The sequence below is a fragment of the Hyphomonas atlantica corrig. genome (assembly GCF_000682715.1).
GTDB classification, from domain to species: domain Bacteria; phylum Pseudomonadota; class Alphaproteobacteria; order Caulobacterales; family Hyphomonadaceae; genus Hyphomonas; species Hyphomonas atlantica.
Genome location: NZ_AWFH01000004.1, coordinates 23648 through 41712, shown reverse-complemented (window position 1 = coordinate 41712; position 18065 = coordinate 23648). Strand labels below are relative to the sequence as shown.

Annotated in this window: 18 protein-coding genes; 6 read left to right on the top strand and 12 right to left on the bottom strand. The window is 59.4% G+C overall.

Features of this window, described 5'->3' with window-relative positions:
- Positions 1 to 3: 3 nt before the first annotated feature.
- Together rimK and HY36_RS04595 are read right to left on the bottom strand one after the other, a co-directional pair.
- Positions 4 to 1407, bottom strand: coding sequence for a 30S ribosomal protein S6--L-glutamate ligase (gene rimK, locus HY36_RS04600; protein WP_035549199.1), 1404 nt, complete (start codon positions 1405 to 1407; stop codon positions 4 to 6).
- A gap of 79 nt (positions 1408 to 1486) precedes the next feature.
- Positions 1487 to 3472, bottom strand: coding sequence for a protein meaA (locus HY36_RS04595; protein WP_035549197.1), 1986 nt, complete (start codon positions 3470 to 3472; stop codon positions 1487 to 1489).
- 125 nt (positions 3473 to 3597) lie between these two features.
- Here HY36_RS04595 and HY36_RS04590 point away from each other — a divergent pair, with 125 nt between their 5' ends.
- Both HY36_RS04590 and HY36_RS04585 read left to right on the top strand, forming a co-directional pair.
- Positions 3598 to 4113, top strand: a complete 516-nt coding sequence (locus HY36_RS04590; RefSeq protein WP_035549194.1) for a hypothetical protein — start codon at positions 3598 to 3600, stop codon at positions 4111 to 4113.
- Between the two features lie 119 nt (positions 4114 to 4232).
- A complete protein-coding gene (locus HY36_RS04585; RefSeq protein ID WP_051602507.1) occupies positions 4233 to 4535 on the top strand; it encodes a SemiSWEET transporter in 303 nt (100 codons plus the stop codon).
- On the opposite strand, the gene HY36_RS04580 is transcribed toward HY36_RS04585, so the two are convergent.
- On the bottom strand, positions 4481 to 5359 hold the full coding sequence (locus HY36_RS04580; RefSeq protein WP_241764144.1) for an aminotransferase class IV: 879 nt from the start codon (positions 5357 to 5359) through the stop codon (positions 4481 to 4483). The two genes, HY36_RS04585 and HY36_RS04580, sit on opposite strands and share 55 nt — an antisense overlap.
- Before the next feature lie 167 nt (positions 5360 to 5526).
- On the opposite strand from HY36_RS04580, the gene ccrA reads away from it, so the two are divergent.
- Complete coding sequence (ccrA, locus tag HY36_RS04575; protein ID WP_035549350.1) at positions 5527 to 6783, top strand: crotonyl-CoA carboxylase/reductase; 1257 nt, start codon at positions 5527 to 5529, stop codon at positions 6781 to 6783.
- A gap of 74 nt (positions 6784 to 6857) precedes the next feature.
- Here the strand turns inward: ccrA and HY36_RS04570 are convergent, their stop codons facing one another.
- On the bottom strand, positions 6858 to 7589 hold the full coding sequence (locus tag HY36_RS04570) for a glycosyltransferase family 2 protein (RefSeq protein ID WP_035549191.1): 732 nt from the start codon (positions 7587 to 7589) through the stop codon (positions 6858 to 6860).
- A 166-nt stretch (positions 7590 to 7755) separates the two neighbouring features.
- Between HY36_RS04570 and HY36_RS18730 the strand changes: the two genes are divergently transcribed.
- Entirely contained in the window at positions 7756 to 9810 is a 2055-nt protein-coding gene (locus HY36_RS18730; protein ID WP_035549188.1) for an ArnT family glycosyltransferase, read from the top strand.
- A gap of 3 nt (positions 9811 to 9813) precedes the next feature.
- On the opposite strand, the gene HY36_RS04560 is transcribed toward HY36_RS18730, so the two are convergent.
- The 3 genes from HY36_RS04560 to HY36_RS04550 all read right to left on the bottom strand — a co-directional run bounded on the left by HY36_RS04560 (position 9814) and on the right by HY36_RS04550 (position 14150).
- Positions 9814 to 12051 carry a TonB-dependent receptor gene (locus HY36_RS04560; RefSeq protein ID WP_035549185.1) on the bottom strand — a complete coding sequence of 746 codons (2238 nt, stop codon included), beginning with the start codon at positions 12049 to 12051 and terminating at the stop codon, positions 9814 to 9816.
- A gap of 108 nt (positions 12052 to 12159) precedes the next feature.
- Entirely contained in the window at positions 12160 to 12732 is a 573-nt protein-coding gene (locus tag HY36_RS04555; RefSeq protein ID WP_035549182.1) for an ActR/PrrA/RegA family redox response regulator transcription factor, read from the bottom strand.
- A gap of 47 nt (positions 12733 to 12779) precedes the next feature.
- On the bottom strand, positions 12780 to 14150 hold the full coding sequence (locus HY36_RS04550; RefSeq protein ID WP_035549181.1) for an ActS/PrrB/RegB family redox-sensitive histidine kinase: 1371 nt from the start codon (positions 14148 to 14150) through the stop codon (positions 12780 to 12782).
- 62 nt (positions 14151 to 14212) lie between these two features.
- On the opposite strand from HY36_RS04550, the gene HY36_RS04545 reads away from it, so the two are divergent.
- Positions 14213 to 14854, top strand: coding sequence for an SCO family protein (locus HY36_RS04545; RefSeq protein ID WP_035549347.1), 642 nt, complete (start codon positions 14213 to 14215; stop codon positions 14852 to 14854).
- A 33-nt stretch (positions 14855 to 14887) separates the two neighbouring features.
- On the opposite strand, the gene HY36_RS04540 is transcribed toward HY36_RS04545, so the two are convergent.
- The 5 genes from HY36_RS04540 to HY36_RS04520 are packed head-to-tail and all read right to left on the bottom strand — an operon-like array spanning position 14888 to position 17527.
- Entirely contained in the window at positions 14888 to 15274 is a 387-nt protein-coding gene (locus HY36_RS04540) for a hypothetical protein (protein WP_035549178.1), read from the bottom strand.
- A complete protein-coding gene (locus HY36_RS04535) occupies positions 15271 to 15660 on the bottom strand; it encodes a heavy-metal-associated domain-containing protein (RefSeq protein WP_035549175.1) in 390 nt (129 codons plus the stop codon). The genes HY36_RS04540 and HY36_RS04535 overlap by 4 nt, the downstream gene beginning before the upstream one ends.
- A gap of 18 nt (positions 15661 to 15678) precedes the next feature.
- On the bottom strand, positions 15679 to 16326 hold the full coding sequence (locus HY36_RS04530; protein WP_155841701.1) for a hypothetical protein: 648 nt from the start codon (positions 16324 to 16326) through the stop codon (positions 15679 to 15681).
- 46 nt (positions 16327 to 16372) lie between these two features.
- Positions 16373 to 16690 carry a hypothetical protein gene (locus tag HY36_RS04525; RefSeq protein ID WP_035549173.1) on the bottom strand — a complete coding sequence of 106 codons (318 nt, stop codon included), beginning with the start codon at positions 16688 to 16690 and terminating at the stop codon, positions 16373 to 16375.
- Positions 16691 to 16744: 54 nt separating this feature from the next.
- Entirely contained in the window at positions 16745 to 17527 is a 783-nt protein-coding gene (locus tag HY36_RS04520) for a 3-hydroxybutyrate dehydrogenase (RefSeq protein ID WP_035549170.1), read from the bottom strand.
- Between the two features lie 93 nt (positions 17528 to 17620).
- Here HY36_RS04520 and HY36_RS04515 point away from each other — a divergent pair, with 93 nt between their 5' ends.
- Positions 17621 to 18052 (top strand): DUF350 domain-containing protein, encoded by a 432-nt coding sequence (locus HY36_RS04515; RefSeq protein WP_035549169.1) that lies wholly within the window; start codon positions 17621 to 17623, stop codon positions 18050 to 18052.
- The last annotated feature ends 13 nt before the right edge of the window (positions 18053 to 18065 follow it).

The following is an 18065-nucleotide window of genomic DNA, read 5'->3' as shown; positions in this document are numbered from 1 at the left end:
CTCTCAGCGGCGTTTGCGTGATGCAGGTTCACGAACACGCGCAAGCGGCCGGACCTGGCTTTCAAGATGTTCGATGATCAGGCCGGCAATATCCTTGCTCGTGGCGGACTCTATACCTTCAAGGCCGGGGGAGGAATTCACTTCCAGAACTTTCGGGCCTTTCTCCGTTTGCAGAAGGTCTACGCCAGCGACGCGCAAGCCAAGTACCTTTGCTGCCTCCCGCGCCGTATCTCTCTCCTGCCGCGTCAGTTTGATCGTGGATGCGGTGCCGCCACGGTGCAAATTGGACCGGAACTCGCCCTTCTGTGCCTGGCGCTTCATTGCGCCGACCACCTTGTTGCCAATCACAAAGGCTCGCACATCGGTCCCGGCCGCCTCTTCCACGAATTCCTGAACCAGGAAGTTGGCGTCCAGCCCGCGGAAGGCATCCGTCAGGCTTTCCGCAGCCTTGCGTGTTTCTGCCAACACAACACCTTTGCCCTGTGTCGATGAGAGCAGCTTCACGACCACGGGCGCGCCACCCGCCAGAGAGATAAGGTCCTTGGTGTCTTTCGGGCTGTGGGCAAAGGCGGTGACCGGCATGTCTATCTTGGCGCGCGCAAGTAATTGGTGGGCCATCAGCTTGTCGCGCGAATGCCCGATGGAACTCGCGCTGTTCAGGCAGAAGGCGCCAGTGTTGGTGAACTGGCGCAATACGGCGAGCCCGTAATCCGTTATCCCCGCACCGATACGCGGGATGACGGCGTCATAACGCGGCAGCGCCTTGCCATCATAATGCACTTGCGGGTGCGTTGTGCCGATTTGCATGTAGCAGCGGGCCGTGTCGATGGCTTCGATCACGTGGCCGCGCGCTTGCGCTGCTTCTATCAGGCGCTGACTGGAGTAATTCTTCGGCTCACGCGTTAGCAGGGCGATCCGGAGGGGGCGTTTTACAGGGCGCTTTTTCGGCAGGCCGGCATAGGCGGCGAAGTCCAGCTTCGGTTGACGGAACGACGCGTTGGCATCGACAATCATGTCGGGCTGGATTGCGCCGCGTCCGAACAGCATTCGGTAGGACATGCTTTCGCGATTGGTTAGCGTCAGTTGGATCGGCCAGCGTCGGCCACCCATTTCCACATCGGTCTGGATTACATAGCGCAGCTCTGTTTCCCCGTTCGAGCTTGTCACGTCGCGGCGGTCCACGACCGGTGCTGAACACGTCACCTCGAGCGCGGGATTGTTCGGGTCTGGTTGTATCAGGAAGCGTACTTGCGGCGCGTCAGCCGGACCAAATGGCTCGATCACGCTGGCGTGCAGCGCAGACGTGCGCGCGCCTGTATCCACCTTCGCCTTGATTGCTGGCAGGCCAAGATCAGGCAGCGCGAGCCATTCCTCCCAGCCGAGTTCAAAAGGTTTGGAATGGGGCATGGTGAAGCCTTCCTGCTTGTGCGCGCCCGATAAAGGCGAACGGTCAGGTATTCAATCTATAATGCGCAGATTGTGTGCCTCAGCCTTCGACCAGCCATGCCTTGTCCACGATGCCCACCACGTCGCCCATGATCTCGGTGATCTTGAAATCCTTCGGCGTGTAAACGCGGGCGATGCCCATCTGGCGCAGGGCACGGGAATCTTCCGGTGGGATGATGCCTCCCACAACGACCGGGACGTTGTCGAGGCCGACCTTGCGAAGCTCGGCAATCGTTTCGCGCACCAAATCCAAATGGCTTCCGGACAGGATCGACAGGCCCACGACATGGGCGTTGTTTTCCTTCGCCTGCGCGGCGATCTCGGATGGTGTGAAACGAATGCCCTCATAGACGACATTCATGCCCACTTCCCGGCCGCGCGCGGCGATCTGCTCGGCGCCATTGGAGTGGCCATCAAGGCCTGGCTTGCCGAGCACATAGGTCAGCTGGCGACCGAGCGCTTCGGAAACGCGTTCAACTTCCTTGCGGACCGCGGCGACATCTTCCTCGCCTTCGGTCTTGATAACCATTGCAACGCCCGTCGGCGCACGGAATTCACCGAATACCTCCCGCATCGCGGTGCCCCATTCGCCGGTCGTAACGCCGGCCTTCGCGCAGGCAATGGATGGCTCCATGATGTTGGTGCCATCGCGCGCGGCCTGTTTCAGATTGGCGAGCGCCTCATCGACGGCAGACTGGTCGCGTTGGCTGCGCCATTCCTTCAAGTCGCGCACCTGGGCAGATTCTTCTGCGGGGTCGACAGTCTGGATCGAGCCATCACCCGCGCCGAGCGGGCTGTCTTCGCTTTCTGTATAACGATTGACGCCAACCACAGTCAGCTCGCCGCTCTCGATGGCCTTGATGCGTTCGATATGAGCGTCGACCAGACTTTCTTTCATGAAATCGATCGATTTGGTCGCCCCGCCGCGCTGATCAATGTCGGCAAGTGTATCGCGGGCCAGCGCTTTCAATTCCTCAGTCTTGGATTCGATGACGTGGCTGCCATCGAAAATGTCTTCATATTCCAGAAGGTCCGTCTCATAGGCGAGGATCTGTTGCAGGCGCAAAGACCATTGCTGGTCCCACGGGCGTGGCAGGCCAAGCGCCTCGTTCCAGGCCGGCAATTGCAGGGCGCGGCACCGAGCTTTTTTGGACAGCGTGACCGCCATCGCTTCAATCAATATGCGATAGACATTGTTTTCAGGCTGCGGCTCGGTCAGGCCGAGCGAGTTGACCTGAACACCGTAGCGGAACAGCAGCGCCTTTGGGCTGGTGACGCCATAGCGCTCGCGGCCAATCTCCTCCCAGAGTTCCACAAAGGCACGCATCTTACAAAGTTCCGTAACGAAACGGACACCGGCGTTCACAAAAAATGAAATACGACCGAAAACAGTCTCAAAGTCTGATTCCGGAACTTGTCCGCCGGCTTTCACCGTATCCAGAACAGAGATTGCCGTCGCCAGCGCGTAGGCCAGTTCCTGCTCCGGTGTCGCGCCCGCTTCCTGCAGGTGATAGGAGCAGACATTCATCGGATTCCATTTGGGCACTTCAGTATAGCACCAACTGACCATGTCCGAGATCAGGCGAAGGCTCGGCTCGGGTGGGAATACATAGGTTCCGCGGGAGAGATACTCCTTAACAATGTCGTTCTGGGTCGTTCCGCGCAGCTTCTTGCGATCATCTCCGCGTTCATCTGCCAGTGCGACGTAAAGCGCCAGCATCCAGGCCGCCGGCGCATTGATCGTCATGGAGGTGTTCATCTCTTCCAGCGGCAACTGATCGAAGAGCAGGCGCATATCGCCAAGATGCTTCACTGGCACGCCGACCTTGCCGACTTCACCCTTTGAGAGGATGTGGTCGGCGTCATAGGCGGTCTGCGTGGGCAGGTCGAAGGCGATCGACAGGCCTGTCTGGCCCTTGGCGAGATTGCCGCGATAGAGCTCGTTGGATTTCGTCGCCGTGGAATGGCCCGCATAGGTCCGAAAGATCCACGGGCGGTCCGGCGCGTGCTGGTATGCTTTATCCATGTCTGCCACGGAATTCTCCCCTTATTATGTTGCGCCGCAACATGCCGTGTGAAACGACACAAGGCAAGCGTGCATGCTTGCGTCAGGATGTCAGAGCAACCAGATGGAGGCGAGAGGAGAAATACGTGAACCAGCCGACCAGTCTGATCCAGTCCGCCTTGCTTCTGCGGATAATCGCTATCCTCACCTTTCCGCTTGGCGTGGTCGTCGCGGCGCTTCTGGAGCGCAGCGTGCTTATGGTGGCGGCGTTGGCGGCCGGAATGCTTCTGGCCAGCTGGGTTGAGCGTTTCCGGTTGCATCGACTGACTGGCCATGAAGGGTATCCCGCAGTGACGGGACTGCTGCCAGGGTTCGCCGTGCGTGCGGGTTTGCTGGCAGGATTGTTCATTGTCTGCCTCGGCGTGTTTGCGTTGTTTCGAGAGACGTCCCTGGCGCGCGGATATGGCGCGGTGGATGTCGGGCTATTCTGCGCGACAACGGGCATCGCCCTGCTGGCAAATACTTTCAGTGCGCGCATCGCAACACAGGAAGTGTCGGCAGTGATGGGCCACATGAATACAGGCTTTTCCAACAGCGCAAGTTCCGGCGCAGGGGACGGCGACGGAGAAATCATCGAAGGCGAGATCATCGACAAGGAATAGCCATTTTCCTGTGTGAAATCCGTTAGCGCAAACATCCCCATGTTTGCTATGGCTTTCTGGACATTTCGCGGCTGCCTGAAATCAGGTATAGCGCCCCCGCGTACACGGAGTTTCCGGCGATGACTGACATGATCGGCCTTGTGGCCGCTGCCCTCACCACGCTTTCATTCCTGCCACAGGCCCTGATGGTCATCCGGACCGGCCGGACGGACGGCATTTCGCTGATCATGTATACGATGTTCACGGCGGGCGTGACGGGCTGGTTGGTCTACGGCTTCCTGCTCAACTCAATGCCGATTATCATCGCCAACTTGGTTACAATCCTTCTGGCGAGTGTGATTTTGGGCCTGAAAGTGCGCCACACGCTTCAGGCGAGGGCCCAGGCGGCCACCTTGGAGACGTCTGCGCCCAGCGCTTCATAATATAGCCGCTGTACAAGACGGGTTACTGGGCCGGGCTTGCCGTCGCCGACAGGGCGATCTTCCAACTGGACCACAGGCGCAATCATCGCACCGGCCGAGGTGGTGAAGATCTCCCGCGCAGCATAGGCTTCATCGGGAGTGAAGGCGCGTTCTTCCACAGTGAGGCCCCGATCTCTCAGGCGGGCAATAACATGTGCGCGCGTGATGCCGGGCAGAATGTCGCTGGACAGGTTGCGGGTGATGATCTGGTCGTCCTCGGTCACGATCCACGAATTGGCTGAGGCGGCTTCGGTAACGTATCCATCTTCCACCATGAACGCGGTTTGCGCGCCCGCTTCGCGCGCTGATCTATAGGCGAGGGCCTGAGACAATAACTGGGTTGTCTTGATGTCGCGCCGTCGCCAACGAATATCGTTCAGGAAGATCGCGCGAATTCCATGCTCCGCAACCGGACCGATCAAGGGGCGATGATCGGCGAAAAGAAGTACGGTCGGTGTAAAGACATCCGGCCCGGCAAAGTCGCGTCCGTCATATGCGCCGGCTGTGACCTGCAAATAGATCAGACCTTCCTGCAAACCGTTCCTGTGAAGGAGCTGTACATGCAGGTCTTCCCAGTCAGCGGCGCTGTGCGGGTTCGGGATGGCGATGGCGTCCAGCGTGTTACGGAGCCGTGAAACGTGGCCCTCGAAATCGACCAATCTTCCGCCATAGACTGCAGTTACTTCATAGGCGGCATGAGCAAAAAGGAATCCTCGATCCAGTGGGGAAATCCGCGCATCCTGCCGCTGGGTAAATGCGCCGTTCAGATATACAATGTCGCCCATTGGCATGAATGCAACGCCCCCTTGCTGATTTTTGTGCAGCGCAACAAAATTCTTGCATGCGTCACACTCAGCGGCCAAGGTGGCGGGAACCGGATGTTTTGTGAAGACATGAAAAATGTGCGCCAATGCGTTCCGGAAGTGTAATCAAGGAGGAGGGCCCCCCTGCCATGGCAAGGGAGACAAAAGACATTTACGAACTCGGTGAGATCCCGCCGGAGTTCCATGTACCGAAAATGATGCATGCCTGGGCAATTCGCCGGGAGCGCCACGGTCGACCGTCAACGGCGATGCAGCTTGAGCAAGTGCCTGTGCCGGAGATCGATTCCGACGAGGTGCTGGTGCTCGTCATGGCAGCTGGCGTGAATTATAACGGCATCTGGGCCGGGCTGGGCGAGCCGATTTCGCCATTCGATATTCACAAGCAGGATTATCACATCGCAGGCTCAGACGCCGCGGGGATTGTCTGGGCGGTCGGCCGCAAGGTGACTCGCGTGAAGCCGGGCGATGAAGTTGTCATCCACTGTAACCAGGACGATGGCGATGATGAGGAGTGCAATGGCGGCGACCCGATGTTCTCGCCGAGCCAGCGCATCTGGGGTTATGAGACTCCGGACGGTTCTTTTGCGCAATTCTGCCGCGTTCAGGCGCGTCAGTGCATGCCGCGTCCGAAACATCTGACCTGGGAGGAGAGCGCCTGCTACACGCTGACACTCGCAACGGCCTACCGGATGCTGTTCGGACACCGCCCGCATATTTTGAAGCCCGGTGAGCACGCCCTGATCTGGGGCGCATCCGGCGGACTTGGCAGTTTTGGGGTTCAGCTTTGTGCTGTCACCGGTGCGCACGCGATTGGCGTCGTTTCGTCAGATGACAAGTTCGACCACGTCATGTCGCTTGGCGCGAAAGGCGTGTTGAATCGGAAAGACTTCAATTGCTGGGGCCAATTGCCCACGGTGAACGGCCCGGAATTCAGCGACTACATGAAGGAAAGCCGCAAATTCGGCAAAGCGATCTGGGAAATCACCGGCAAGCAGGATGTCGACATCGTGTTCGAACATCCGGGCGAGTCGACGTTCCCTGTGTCGGTTTTTGTCGTCAAGCGTGGCGGCATGGTTGTGATCTGTGCCGGCACGACAGGCTTTAACCTGACTATGGATGCGCGCTTCCTCTGGATGCGCCAGAAGCGGGTGCAGGGCAGCCACTTTGCAAACCTGAAACAGGCTTCGGCCGCCAACAAGCTGGTCATTGATCGCCGGATTGATCCCGGCATGTCGGAGGTCTTCCCCTGGGCAGACATTCCGGCAGCGCACGAGAAGATGCTGGATAACAAGCACCTTCCGGGCAACATGGCCGTGCTGGTCACCTCGCCGAAGCCGGGCCTGCGCACGGTCGAAGACGTGCTCGCTGTCAGCGGACAGGCCTGACTCTTCCGACCCAATAGGAAAACCCCCGTCGGCGATGGCTGGCGGGGGTTTTTCCTTGCTCTGAAAACGCCAGGCTAAAGCTCGTCCATGCCGCCCGGATTGCGACGGCGGCGGATCAGCCACATGACGCCGCGAAGATCAGACAGGGCATCAGCCAGTCGGCCAAAATTGGTGTAGTTCGACTTGCCGGAGCCACGCTCGCGGTGGTTCACATCGCGATACTCTACATCGAACCCCTCCGCCCGCATCAGGGCAGGGACGTAGCGATGGATGTGATCGAAATAGGGAAGCTGCAGGAACGCGTCGCGATAAATCGCCTTCACGCCGCAGCCCGCATCATCGCAATCATCTTTTAGCATACGCTTGCGGATCCTGTTGGCAAATGTGCTGCCGAAGCGTTTCCACGCGGTGTCCTTGCGCTTGGTGCGGCGCCCCATCACCATTTTCAGGGATTCCGGTGCGTCAGCGCGTGTCAGCTGGCGGTAGAGATCTGGCAGGTCGGCCGGGTCGTTCTGACCGTCGCCATCAAGTGTGCCGACCACTGGTGCGCGCGCGGCGAGGATACCGGACCGTATAGCGCGGCTCTGGCCAGCATTCTTGCGGTGGCTGATGACGCGCAGCATTGGAAAACGCGCCTTCAGGTCCACGAGACGTGCACGTGTATCGTCGCTGGATGCATCATCCACAAACACCATCTCGAAGGCGCGGCCATCCAGCGCGCGATGAATCTCGGTGACCAGGGGTTCGACATTGCCGGATTCATTGTGAACCGGAACGACAATGGAAAATTCGAGTGACTGGGCCATGGCTGGCACCTTTCAGCAAGGGAATCGCGCACGCGCGCGAGGCAGGTTTCGCACGCTCATACAAAGCGATTTGACGCAAGGCGAGCCCTATGGCGCATCTATCGCTTACTGAAACTCAGCGCAAAACAATGAAGACGCGCCGGGATGAACACGGTAAACGGCATTTATGACTTTGCTTGATCGACTGTCGACCGGCTGGAAGCCGTGGGTTGTCCTGTTCATCCTGACCTTCGGGGCAGCCGCGCCGGGCGTGTTCAACCTGCCCGCGCTGGACAGGGATGAAAGCCGGTTTGCGCAGGCCTCCAAGGAGATGCTGGAAGAGAAGGACTATATCCGTATCCAGTATCAGGACGAGCTTCGCAACAAGAAGCCGGCTGGTATTCACTGGCTGCAGGCGGCATCGACGGCTGTCTTCACCGGCCCGGAGGCAAAACAGATCTGGACATATCGCGTGCCCAGTTGGCTCGGCGCAGCGTTCGGCACACTTGCCTGTTTCTGGACCGGCCTGGTCCTGGTCGGCCGCAGGGCAAGCTTTGTCGGTTCGGCCCTGTTTGGGGCGACCCTGCTGCTGACTTCGGAAGCACACATTTCGAAAACCGATGGCGTTCTGGTTTTTCTGACGACGCTCAGCATTGGCGCATTGGCGCGCCTCTACATGCGCCGAGACCAGTCCAAGAAGATGGCGCTACTGTTCTGGGCCTGCATGGGCACAAGCTTCCTGATCAAGGGGCCAGTTACGCCTATGGTGGCGGCCTATGCCGGCATGGGCGCCTGGGTCTGGGCCAAGGCGACAGATGGGAAGGGCGGCGACTGGTGGCGCGTTCTGACATGGTGGCCGGGGCCCGCGATCTTCGTGGCGATGGTGCTGCCCTGGTTCCTGTGGATTCAGGCGGCGACCGATGGGCAATACATCAAGGGCGCGGTTGGCAAGGATCTGAAAGACAAGTTCACTGGCGCGTCCGAAGGGCACGGCGGTTGGCCTTTTTATCATTTGACGCACATTCCGGCCTGGTTCTTCCCGGCCACCTTGTTCTTCGTTCCGGGGCTCGTGGCGGCGTGGAAACGGCTAAAGCCCAGCCGTCCGCGCGGGCAAGCCTGGTTGAAGCATGTTGTGCTTGTCAGCGGTGCGATCTTCGTCGGACTGCTTGCCTTGAATTATGTGTTGCCCTTCATGCCGCGCCCGCAAGGCGATGGGATGATCGCAAGCGCCTTGAACTCAGTCGCATCATTGAAACCGCTTCCGGCTTGGCCTGCGCTATTCATTGGCGTGTTCTGGTGGCTGTCGGGCCGTGACACATGGATGGCGCGGTGGCCTGTGGGCGAGGAGGTGATTCCTGACGAGACGCGTGCCATGCGCTTGCTCGTCGCCTGGGCTCTGCTGACATACGCCTTTTTTGAGCTGATGCCGACGCTGCTCAGCCATTACATTCTGCCAGCTTACCCGGCGTTTGGGCTCATGGCGGGCTATGCCTCGACACGCATGATGGAAGGTGAGTTCCTGCCGGTCACGCGGTGGGTGTCCATTGCACTGTTCGCTCTCGGTGCCATCCTGTTGCTGGCGGTCTCCTTTCCCGGGGTCACGACCTATTTCATGGCAGAGACGGCAGGCGACTTTTCGACGGCGCTGCCCAAGGATGTGTTGGAGACTTGGACGGACTATCGGGAATTCCCGCTCTGGTTCTGGTGGATTGGTTTTGCGCTGTGCGGCGTAGCCATTATCGAGTTCAGCCGCCGGCATGAATGCAACGCGGCCATGTTTGCCATCTATGCCGCCGTGGCGATTGGCTGGCATGTTCGCATTTTCATGTTGCCGACCCAGATTTGGGTGCAGCCGACAGAGACCGCGCGCCTCGCCCTGGAGGATGTGTGCGGTGTGCCGGGTGAGGCATGTGCTTGGGAAGCGCCAGAGCGCATTCTGGCGCTTGGGTATGCAGAGCCGTCCTATGTGCTCACGCTGGGCACACAGAATCTGCATCCGCCAGAGACGCCGCTCGACCTGCCTGAGGATCTTTCAGCCTATCCGGTGGTCTATCTGGTCAATCTGGAAGACCGCAAGGCCGAGCTGCCCATTCAGGATGAACTCACGCACCTTCGGTCACAGGCAGAGCAGATGTCGCTTTGCGTGACCGAGACCGAATCCTATTACGCGCTGAACTATTCCAACGGTGATCCAGTCAACTTCCGCGCCTTGAGGTTTGATGCGGGCGGCTGTCCGGACTGATGGCTAGAATTCGTATCCGATCCGCAGGCCATAGGTGCGCGGGTCAGACCGGAACGTGTCATAGCCGATGAAGCCATACCCGGACACGGCATAGTCTTCATCTGTCAGGTTCCGACCCCAGGCTGTGAGCGTGACGCCCGTGTCTCTGAGGGTGAAGCTTGCTTCGGCTTGCAGGGTTGTGAAGCCTTCCTGCATGCGGCTCTTCAAGCCTTCCGGATCGAGATAATAGTCACCGCGATATTTGGCGTGAATGGAAATGCGTCCATCAATCGTGTCCGTGGCCGCAAATTCATACTGGCCACCGAACGTGGCTGACACGTCAGGTGCAAAGGGAAGGGGGTTGCCGTCAAACGTGTCTGCATTGCCGCCAATGTCGGATTCCTGATCAATTTCGGTTTCGAGCAGGGTGAGTGCGCCTTGCAGGGCAAATTGCTCTGTAGACTGCCAATTGAAATCAGCCTCCATCCCATAGGAAATCGCCTTGTCCAGATTGGAGAGGGAGTTGGAGGTGATGCTGGAGCCGTCCGGCAACACAAAGTTCACGAAGATGCGGGCCTGCGGGTCAGAATAGTCCTGTGCAAAGGCGGCGACCGCATAGGTCAGTCGGTCTGTCTTCCCCTTATATCCGATCTCATAGGCCGTCACGGTTTCCGCATCGAACAGGCCTTCATCCGCGAAATGGGTCACATTGTTCTGGACTTCGCCATTGAAGCCGCCCGACTTGTAGCTGTTGGAAACGGACGCATAGGCCGTTCCATGTTCCATCGCATAGGATAGGGCGGCGTGGCCTGAGAGATATGTCTCTTCAATTTCATTCGACCCTGCAGCTAGGCCGAGCCCGCCCACATTGTTGTAGCCAATGGTGCCATCTTCAAAGATATGCCGCCCACTGCCTTGTCCCTCGATTTCCTCACGCGTAACGCGTGCGCCCAGCGTCGCGGTCAGGCTGTCGGAGAGGTCGAACTCATTGTGCGTGAATGCCGCGAAGGTGGAGCGATCCTGACGGATGTCTGTCACGAGCGTCATGGCAGCGGTATCAGACACGGGGGTGGGGCCAGCGCGGCTCGCTGCGCCAACATAGGGGCAGGTTCCCAACAGGGTGTCGGCGTCGAGTTCGCCGCACCAGATTGTGTAGGTCTGGCTGAAATTCTCAACTGATCCCGACACACCAATCATAGTGCTGCCGCCATCCCAATCCGTGTGCAGTCGGATTTCCTGCGAATATTGGCGGAAGTCTCGGAGGTAGGCGAGGTTGGCGTTGAAGTTCGGATTGCCAAACAGTGCGACCGCGCCGTCGAAATCAAATCCGTATTCCTGATTGTAGCCCTCAAACGCCGTCAGGGATGTGAGTGCCCAGCGCCCAATATCGCGCGCGTATTCGGCTGAGATGCCGTAGAATTCGTTGTCCGTATCCTGAATGCCGTCGCTGCCAACCGCGATTTCATGATCGTCCAGATCAAGGGTGTCATTACGCGGGGCGGCGTTGACGCCATTACCCTCTTCATAATGCGTGCGCAGCAAAAGTGATCCATCCGCGACGCTGTCCCAATTGAGGCCGAGCCGTACACCGAACTCGTCACGCTCACCGCCTGCTGCCTCTGGCCCTGCAACATTGTCCAACGCTGCATCACGGGACAGGTAGCGCCCGGCGAGTCGATAGCTGAACCCGGAATCGAAAGAGTCGCCATATGCGCCATCCAGATCCATGCGGTTCAGATTGCCATAGCCAAGACGGACATATCTGCGCTGGTCATTGTCCGGCCGGGCCGTGATGAAATTGATTGCTCCACCGGAGGCGTTGCGTCCGTACAGCGTGCCTTGCGGGCCCTTCAGCACTTCAATTCGGTCCAGATCGTAAAGCATCAATCCGGTCTGCACGTTCGTCGCAAGATAGACGCCATCGGAGTAAACAGCCGCCGCTGTTGGGGTGAGTGCCTGATGGTCGACCGCGCCAACGCCACGTATCTGAAAGGCCACTTGCGTGCCATTGGCCACGGCGGCTTCGACACCCGTCAGCAGGTCGGTCACGTCTTCCGCGCTGACATAGGCATCAGCCAGTGAAAGGTCGCCACTATCGATTACACTGACAGACATGGGGATGTCTGAAAGCGGCGCTGCGCTCGGCGTGGCAGTCGTGACGATTGTGTCCAGCCTTTGCGCCGTGTCACCGGTTTGGGCGGCGGCGGGCAGGGCAAGCGAGGCAAGAATGAGCGGGGCGACGCAGCGCGAATTCTGTTTCATGCGCGGCAGTTACCAACCCGCTGGAATGCGACGCAACTTCATTTAGCTGATAGCTGAGCTGCACGAGCGAAACCGACGTATTCTGGCAACACTGCTGCAGGTTCAGGTTTACCGGGGGGCCCGTTTTGCGAGGATACGCTGCAGTGTGCGCCGGTGCATGTTTAGGCGACGTGCCGTTTCGGAAACATTGTGATTACACAATTCGTACACGCGCTGAATGTGTTCCCAACGTACACGGTCCGCAGACATCGGATTTTCCGGCGGGGCAGGTTTTTCGTCTGGTGAAGCCGTGAGCGCACGGATGATATCGTCAACATCGGCTGGCTTCGACAGGTAATCGACGGCTCCGGCCTTCACAGCGGCGACTGCTGTCGCAATTGCGCCATATCCGGTGAGGATCACTGCGCGCGCGTCAGGACGGTGTTTTTGCAGGACTTCCACCACATCAAGACCGCTGCCATCTTCCAGGCGCAGATCCAGAACCGCGAAAGCGGGCGGGTTAAGACGGGCAATATCCTTGCCTTCAGAGACCGAAGATACCGCAGAGACCACAAAACCGCGCTGAGCCAGGGCACGGGCCATACGTTGCACGAAGGGGCCATCATCATCCATGACGAGACAGGAGCGGTCCTCAACATCCTTGAGGCTCTCGTGCAGATTTACGTTAACTGGCCGATCCATGATCTTATCCTTGGTGTAATATTGGCCATATAGGTCTGAACCGTCACTTAATCCAAGTCAGGCGCCTGCAAAAGAGTCAGTGGCCACAGGGTCTGAACCACAGCGCCACGTTTTGGCGGGGTCCGGTTTCGCGTCGCGATTCGGCCGCCTGTGCGTTCGATCAGCGTCTTTGCGATGAAAAAGCCGAGTCCCATGTCGCCGCCGCCCAGATGCGCTTCCCCGCGTTGCGACACATAGGGTTCGCCCAGTTTCGGCAGCACTTCCGGAGCAAATCCGGGGCCGTCATCGCTGATTGTGATGATGATCTGGTCCGCCGTCCAAGTCGCGACGACATTCACGCGCGTATCGGCAAAGCTGACAGCATTCTCAATGAAGGCACCGAGCGCGTGCAGCACTTCCGGGCTGCGCTTGAGGACCGGGGCGCGAGCATCACCGCCGTCTCCGGCCTCTGCCCGGACACGTACCTCAACGCCCAGCCCTTTGAAGGGGGCGGCCGCCTCGGCAACCAGTGAATCGAGCGGGATCTGGGCGTGGACAATGTCTGTGGCTTCCCGCGCTTCGCGAATGGTGGCCAGAATGGCGCGGCAGCGGTCAGCCTGTTCGGCAATCAGGATAATGTCCTCTGCGCGTGGGTCGTCCGGCCCCAGGTCGCCCTGAAGTTCCTTTGCAACCAGATGAATTGTCGCCAGCGGAGTGCCGAGCTCGTGGGTTGTCATGGCAGACATCGCGCCCAAGGCTGACAGTCTCTGTTCTCGCGCCATCACCACGCCGGCCGCGTCCAGCGCCCGCACGAGCCGCGCTTCATCCTGACTGACCCGCGCCGCCGAAAGGGCAAAAAAGACAACGCCGACGGCAAGCGCCGCGAATTGCCCAAGCTGGAACAACGCCGGCAGGGCAACAGTGCTATCGGCAACGCCCCACGGCAGGGGCAGGTGAATCATCGGCATGAGGGCGGCCAGCAGGAGAGCGAGCAGCGCAATCAGCGTCGCCCGGAACGGGCTGAGGCTCAGCGCGGCTACTGTCACCGGAGCCACCAACAGCAACAGGAAGGGATTGGACAGGCCGCCCGTCGCAGCAATCAAGGCCGCCAGTTGCACGGTATCGAAGGCCAATTGCAGCGTGGCCTCCCAGCCGCGCGTCAGGCGCTGGCTCTGGAAGGCGAAAGACAGAAAGACGTTGAGCCACGCCGAGGCGGCGATAATCGACAGGCAAAGCGCCAGCGGCATGTCGAAATTCAGGCCAAATGCAACGAACAGGACGGCCACTGTCTGCCCAGCCACGGCGAGCCAGCGCAAAGTGATGAATGTACGAAGGCGCGTCCGCCCGAGGGCCGACTGCGCCGATCCCAGCCCTTCCGGGGGCAGGGTGAAGATCGCATCGTCGAGATCTATGTGTCCGTCGCGGGTCAAATCATCCATTTGTGCCTTATGCGGCAGCGTGACGCTTGCGCCAAGCGCCGCTTGCGGCCCATATCGCCTTCATGATGATCAGATCGCTCCTTGCCCCATCCGCCTTGCTGGCCGCCGCCTTGCTGGCCGCGTGTTCTCCATCGTCTGCGCCGGAAGCTGATACTGCCCCGCGTGCCAAGTCCAGCGGCGTGCAGGCCAGCTGCACTGGCCGGGCCTATCCCGAGATTGGCGGGCCGATTTCCCTGATCAATGATGTGGGCGAGCGCGTCACGGAAGAGACTTATAAGGGCCGTCCGACGCTGATCTATTTTGGCTTCACCTATTGCCCGGATGTCTGCCCGATGACGCTGGTGAATGTGGAGCGCGCCTACTCGCAGTTGCCTGAAAATATTGAGCCGCCCCAGACCCTGTTGATCTCTGTAGATCCCGAGCGTGATACGCCAGAAGCGCTTGCCGCTTACGTGAAAGCGCCCCGTTTCCCGGAAAACCTGGTCGGGCTGACAGGCTCACCGGAAGACGTGCGCGCGGCAGCCGATGAGTTCCTGTCGGATTATTCCCGGATCGAACAATCGGGCAGCCAGTCTGAATACACGATGGACCACACATCTTTGCTGTACCTGATGGACGAGGACTGGCAGCTGAAAACCTTCTTCACCCATGAAGACACGGCAGAGACCATTTCGGCCTGCCTTGGCGAATTGCTGGCAGAATAGGTAAGGCCCGCCGTGCTGGCGGGCCTGTCTGTTTCAGGCCAGCAAGCCCGCTGCGAAAAACGCAAAGAATGCGCCGATCACGAATGCGCCAACGCTGATCCACCAGACGATCCAGCTGATCCGGCGCGCCCGTGTGCAAGCGCGTGCCTGGGCCGGGTCGACTGGGCAGGGCAGCGAACGTGCATGCCATTGCCAGGCTCCGGCCACCGCGATCATCCCTGCTGCGATAGAGAAGACCAGCTCCTTGTTCTTGCCGAGCCAGGTGATCTGCGGAACCGCTTCGATCAGGCCCGCCATGACGGCCCCGGCACCGATGCTGACCAGCAGTGCGGGCAGGGCGCAGCAGATCAGGGTTCCCGTCGAAGTGAACAGAGACAGGAAGGCCGGCAGCGTACTTGGCGCCTTTACTTCGCCGCTCATGCGTCGTCGCCCCGGTCTATGCTGACGAGCGAATAGCCGGATTTGCGGATCAGCTTTCCGATTGTTTCATCATCCATGTTCGCGCCTGCCTTCAGGCCAAGGACGATTTGTCCGTTGTCCAGGTCCACAGTCACGCTTTCCACGGCGTCCTGTTTCTTGAACACTTTGCGGACGGCCTGCGCACAAAAATCGCAGACAAGGCCATTCACCTTGGCGGTGACGATTTGGGCCGAGTCGGCCACGTCTTTTGTGTCCACCAGATCGGGCGCTGCACCTTCATGTGCAGAATGATCCATTTTTGAATGGTCCATCATTTCGTCAGCCAATGCTGGCGTAGTCAGGACGGAAAGGGCGAGGATGCCAAAGGCGATCTTGTTCAGTTTCATGTCTGTGTTTCCTGTAAATCAGAACCGGATGATCCAGTTCGCAAGCAGTTCCTCGGTCTCCAGAGTATAGCCGATTTCGACCATCTGGACGTCCTTGAAGAACCGGATGAGAGGGGTTGTGGTTGTGGGCTCGGCTGCTTCCGGGTGGTTGTCCACCTGCAGCATCAGCCAGGTATGGAGGTCTCCGAAGTCGCCGATATAGGGGGCAACACCGACCCGCGCACTGTGGCGCAGGCTCTGGTTTCCGGCATAGTCGGTCGCCCGTGCCTCATAGGAGGTAAACCAGCGCCGGGTTTCCCAGTCCGCAGCGAATGCCGCGAAACCTGAAAGCTCTCCCGACGCATCGCCGAACGGGTCAGCTTCACCAACGCCCAGTTTCAGATAGGTGTTGGCCTGACTGCTGGGGCCATTCCATCGCTTCAGCAGGCGATTGTATTGCAGGCCGGTGAATTGCACGTCTTCGGCCCAGTTCCGTTCGGCATAAAAGCCGATGGAATCCGAGGCCGTTGGCGAATAATGAATATGCAGCGACGACGCATCGCCATTGTTCATCTGCATTGCCGTCCAGCCTCCGGGATAGGAAACGGGACGTGCCTCGGCTATGGGGGCCAGGGCCGCCCAAGTCAGGCATGCCGCAACAGGTGCGGCGCGGGATAGGAAGGACAAGGCCTTCTCCTTTGTTCCGGGTTGAATGGATGTTTCTCGGGAAACATCACACCCGGGGAGGGGGCGGCTCCGGTACAAAGGTGATCGAGACAGGACTTGCGTCCAGCGGCGCATCGAACAGCGGTGGATAGGTCTGGCTTACCTTATCCCCTGCGGTAGCTGATGGAAGCGCCGCAACTATGGCAGGACAGCAACACGCTGTACTGTCCATCATGCCATCCATCGGTTCATCAGGCGCGTCGGCTGGGGCGTGCTCCATCATGCCCATGTCGCAATCGGCCGCCATTGCGTGAACCATCTGGCTCGCCTTGGCAGACGCAATCAGCAGCAGGCTGAAGCAGAGAAGAGCAATCCTTTGGAGCATTGACCAACTCCTATCATGAAACTGGCCGCGCCCGTCAAATTACAAGGCAGTGACCTATTGCGCCACCCAGCCTCCATCGATCGACAGGTCTGCGCCATTGATCTGGTCGGCGTCAGGCGAGCAAAGGAAGGCGACGAAGCCGCCAATCTGCTCTGCTGTCACGAACTCCTTGGTTGGCTGGGCAGCAAGCAGCACATTTTTCACCACTTCGTCGCGGGTCATGCCGCGCGCCTTCGCAGTGTCGTCAATCTGGCCATCAACCAGCGGCGTATGCACATAGCCGGGACAGACAAGATTGCACCGTACGCCGTGTTCCGCCCCTTCGAGTGCAGTCACCTTGGTCAGGCCGGCGAGGCCATGCTTGGCGGCGACGTAAGCGGCCTTGAACGGAGAGGCGACCTTGGCATGTGCGCTGCCTGTATTGATGATGCGGCCCCAGCCCTTTTCCTTCATCGGCCCGAGCGCAAGGCGCGTAGTGTGAAAAGCCGCTGACAGGTTCAGCGCCATGATCAGATCCCATTTGGCAACGGGGAAATCTTCCAGCGGAGAGACAAATTGCGTCCCGGCATTGTTGACGAGGATGTCCACCCCGCCGAATTCCTTCTTCACATAGTCGAACATGCCTTCGATGGCGTCCGGTTTGGTCAGGTCAGCGCCTGAATAGCCAACCTGTACGCCGTGTTCCGAATGCATCTCTTTCTGAAGAGACGCAATTTCATCGGCGTCGCCGAAGCCGTTGAGCACAATATCGGCCCCGGCCTGCGCGAGCCGCTCGGCGATCGCCTTTCCAATGCCGCTGGTCGAGCCGGTAACGAGGGCGGTTTTCCCCTTGATCATGAATCTGTCTCCTTGAGGCAATGGCATGCTATGGGTAGGGATAAGTATGGCTCAGTTCGGGTCAATGGAAATCAGAGGAAATGGCGAGCGTTTATGGGCGGTGAGACTTTAGCTTTTGTCGAGGCCTTCCCGCGCTTCCTGGTCTGGACGGGGGCGGCCGGCATCATGTTGGTCGCTGCCAGCACGATTTATGTGCTGCTGACGCCCTGGAAGGAACTGGCGCTTGTAAAGTCCGGAAACGCCGCCGCCGGGTTCGCGCTGGCGGGCGCGATTGTCGGGCTGGCCATTCCCATCGCCTCCTGTTTGGCATCAAGCGTTACATTGGTTGACCTCGCCATCTGGGGCATCGTGTCATTGTTGATCCAATTGCTCGTCTACCGGCTCGTGGACGTGCTGCTGACCGATATTCCACGTCGGATCGAGGAGGAAGAAGCGGGCGCCGCCGTCGTGCTGGTGTCTGCCAAGCTGGCTTCGGCCCTGATCATTGCAGCGGGTCTTTGGGACCCGGTGCTGCAAAGGTTCTAGGGGAGGGCTGGAG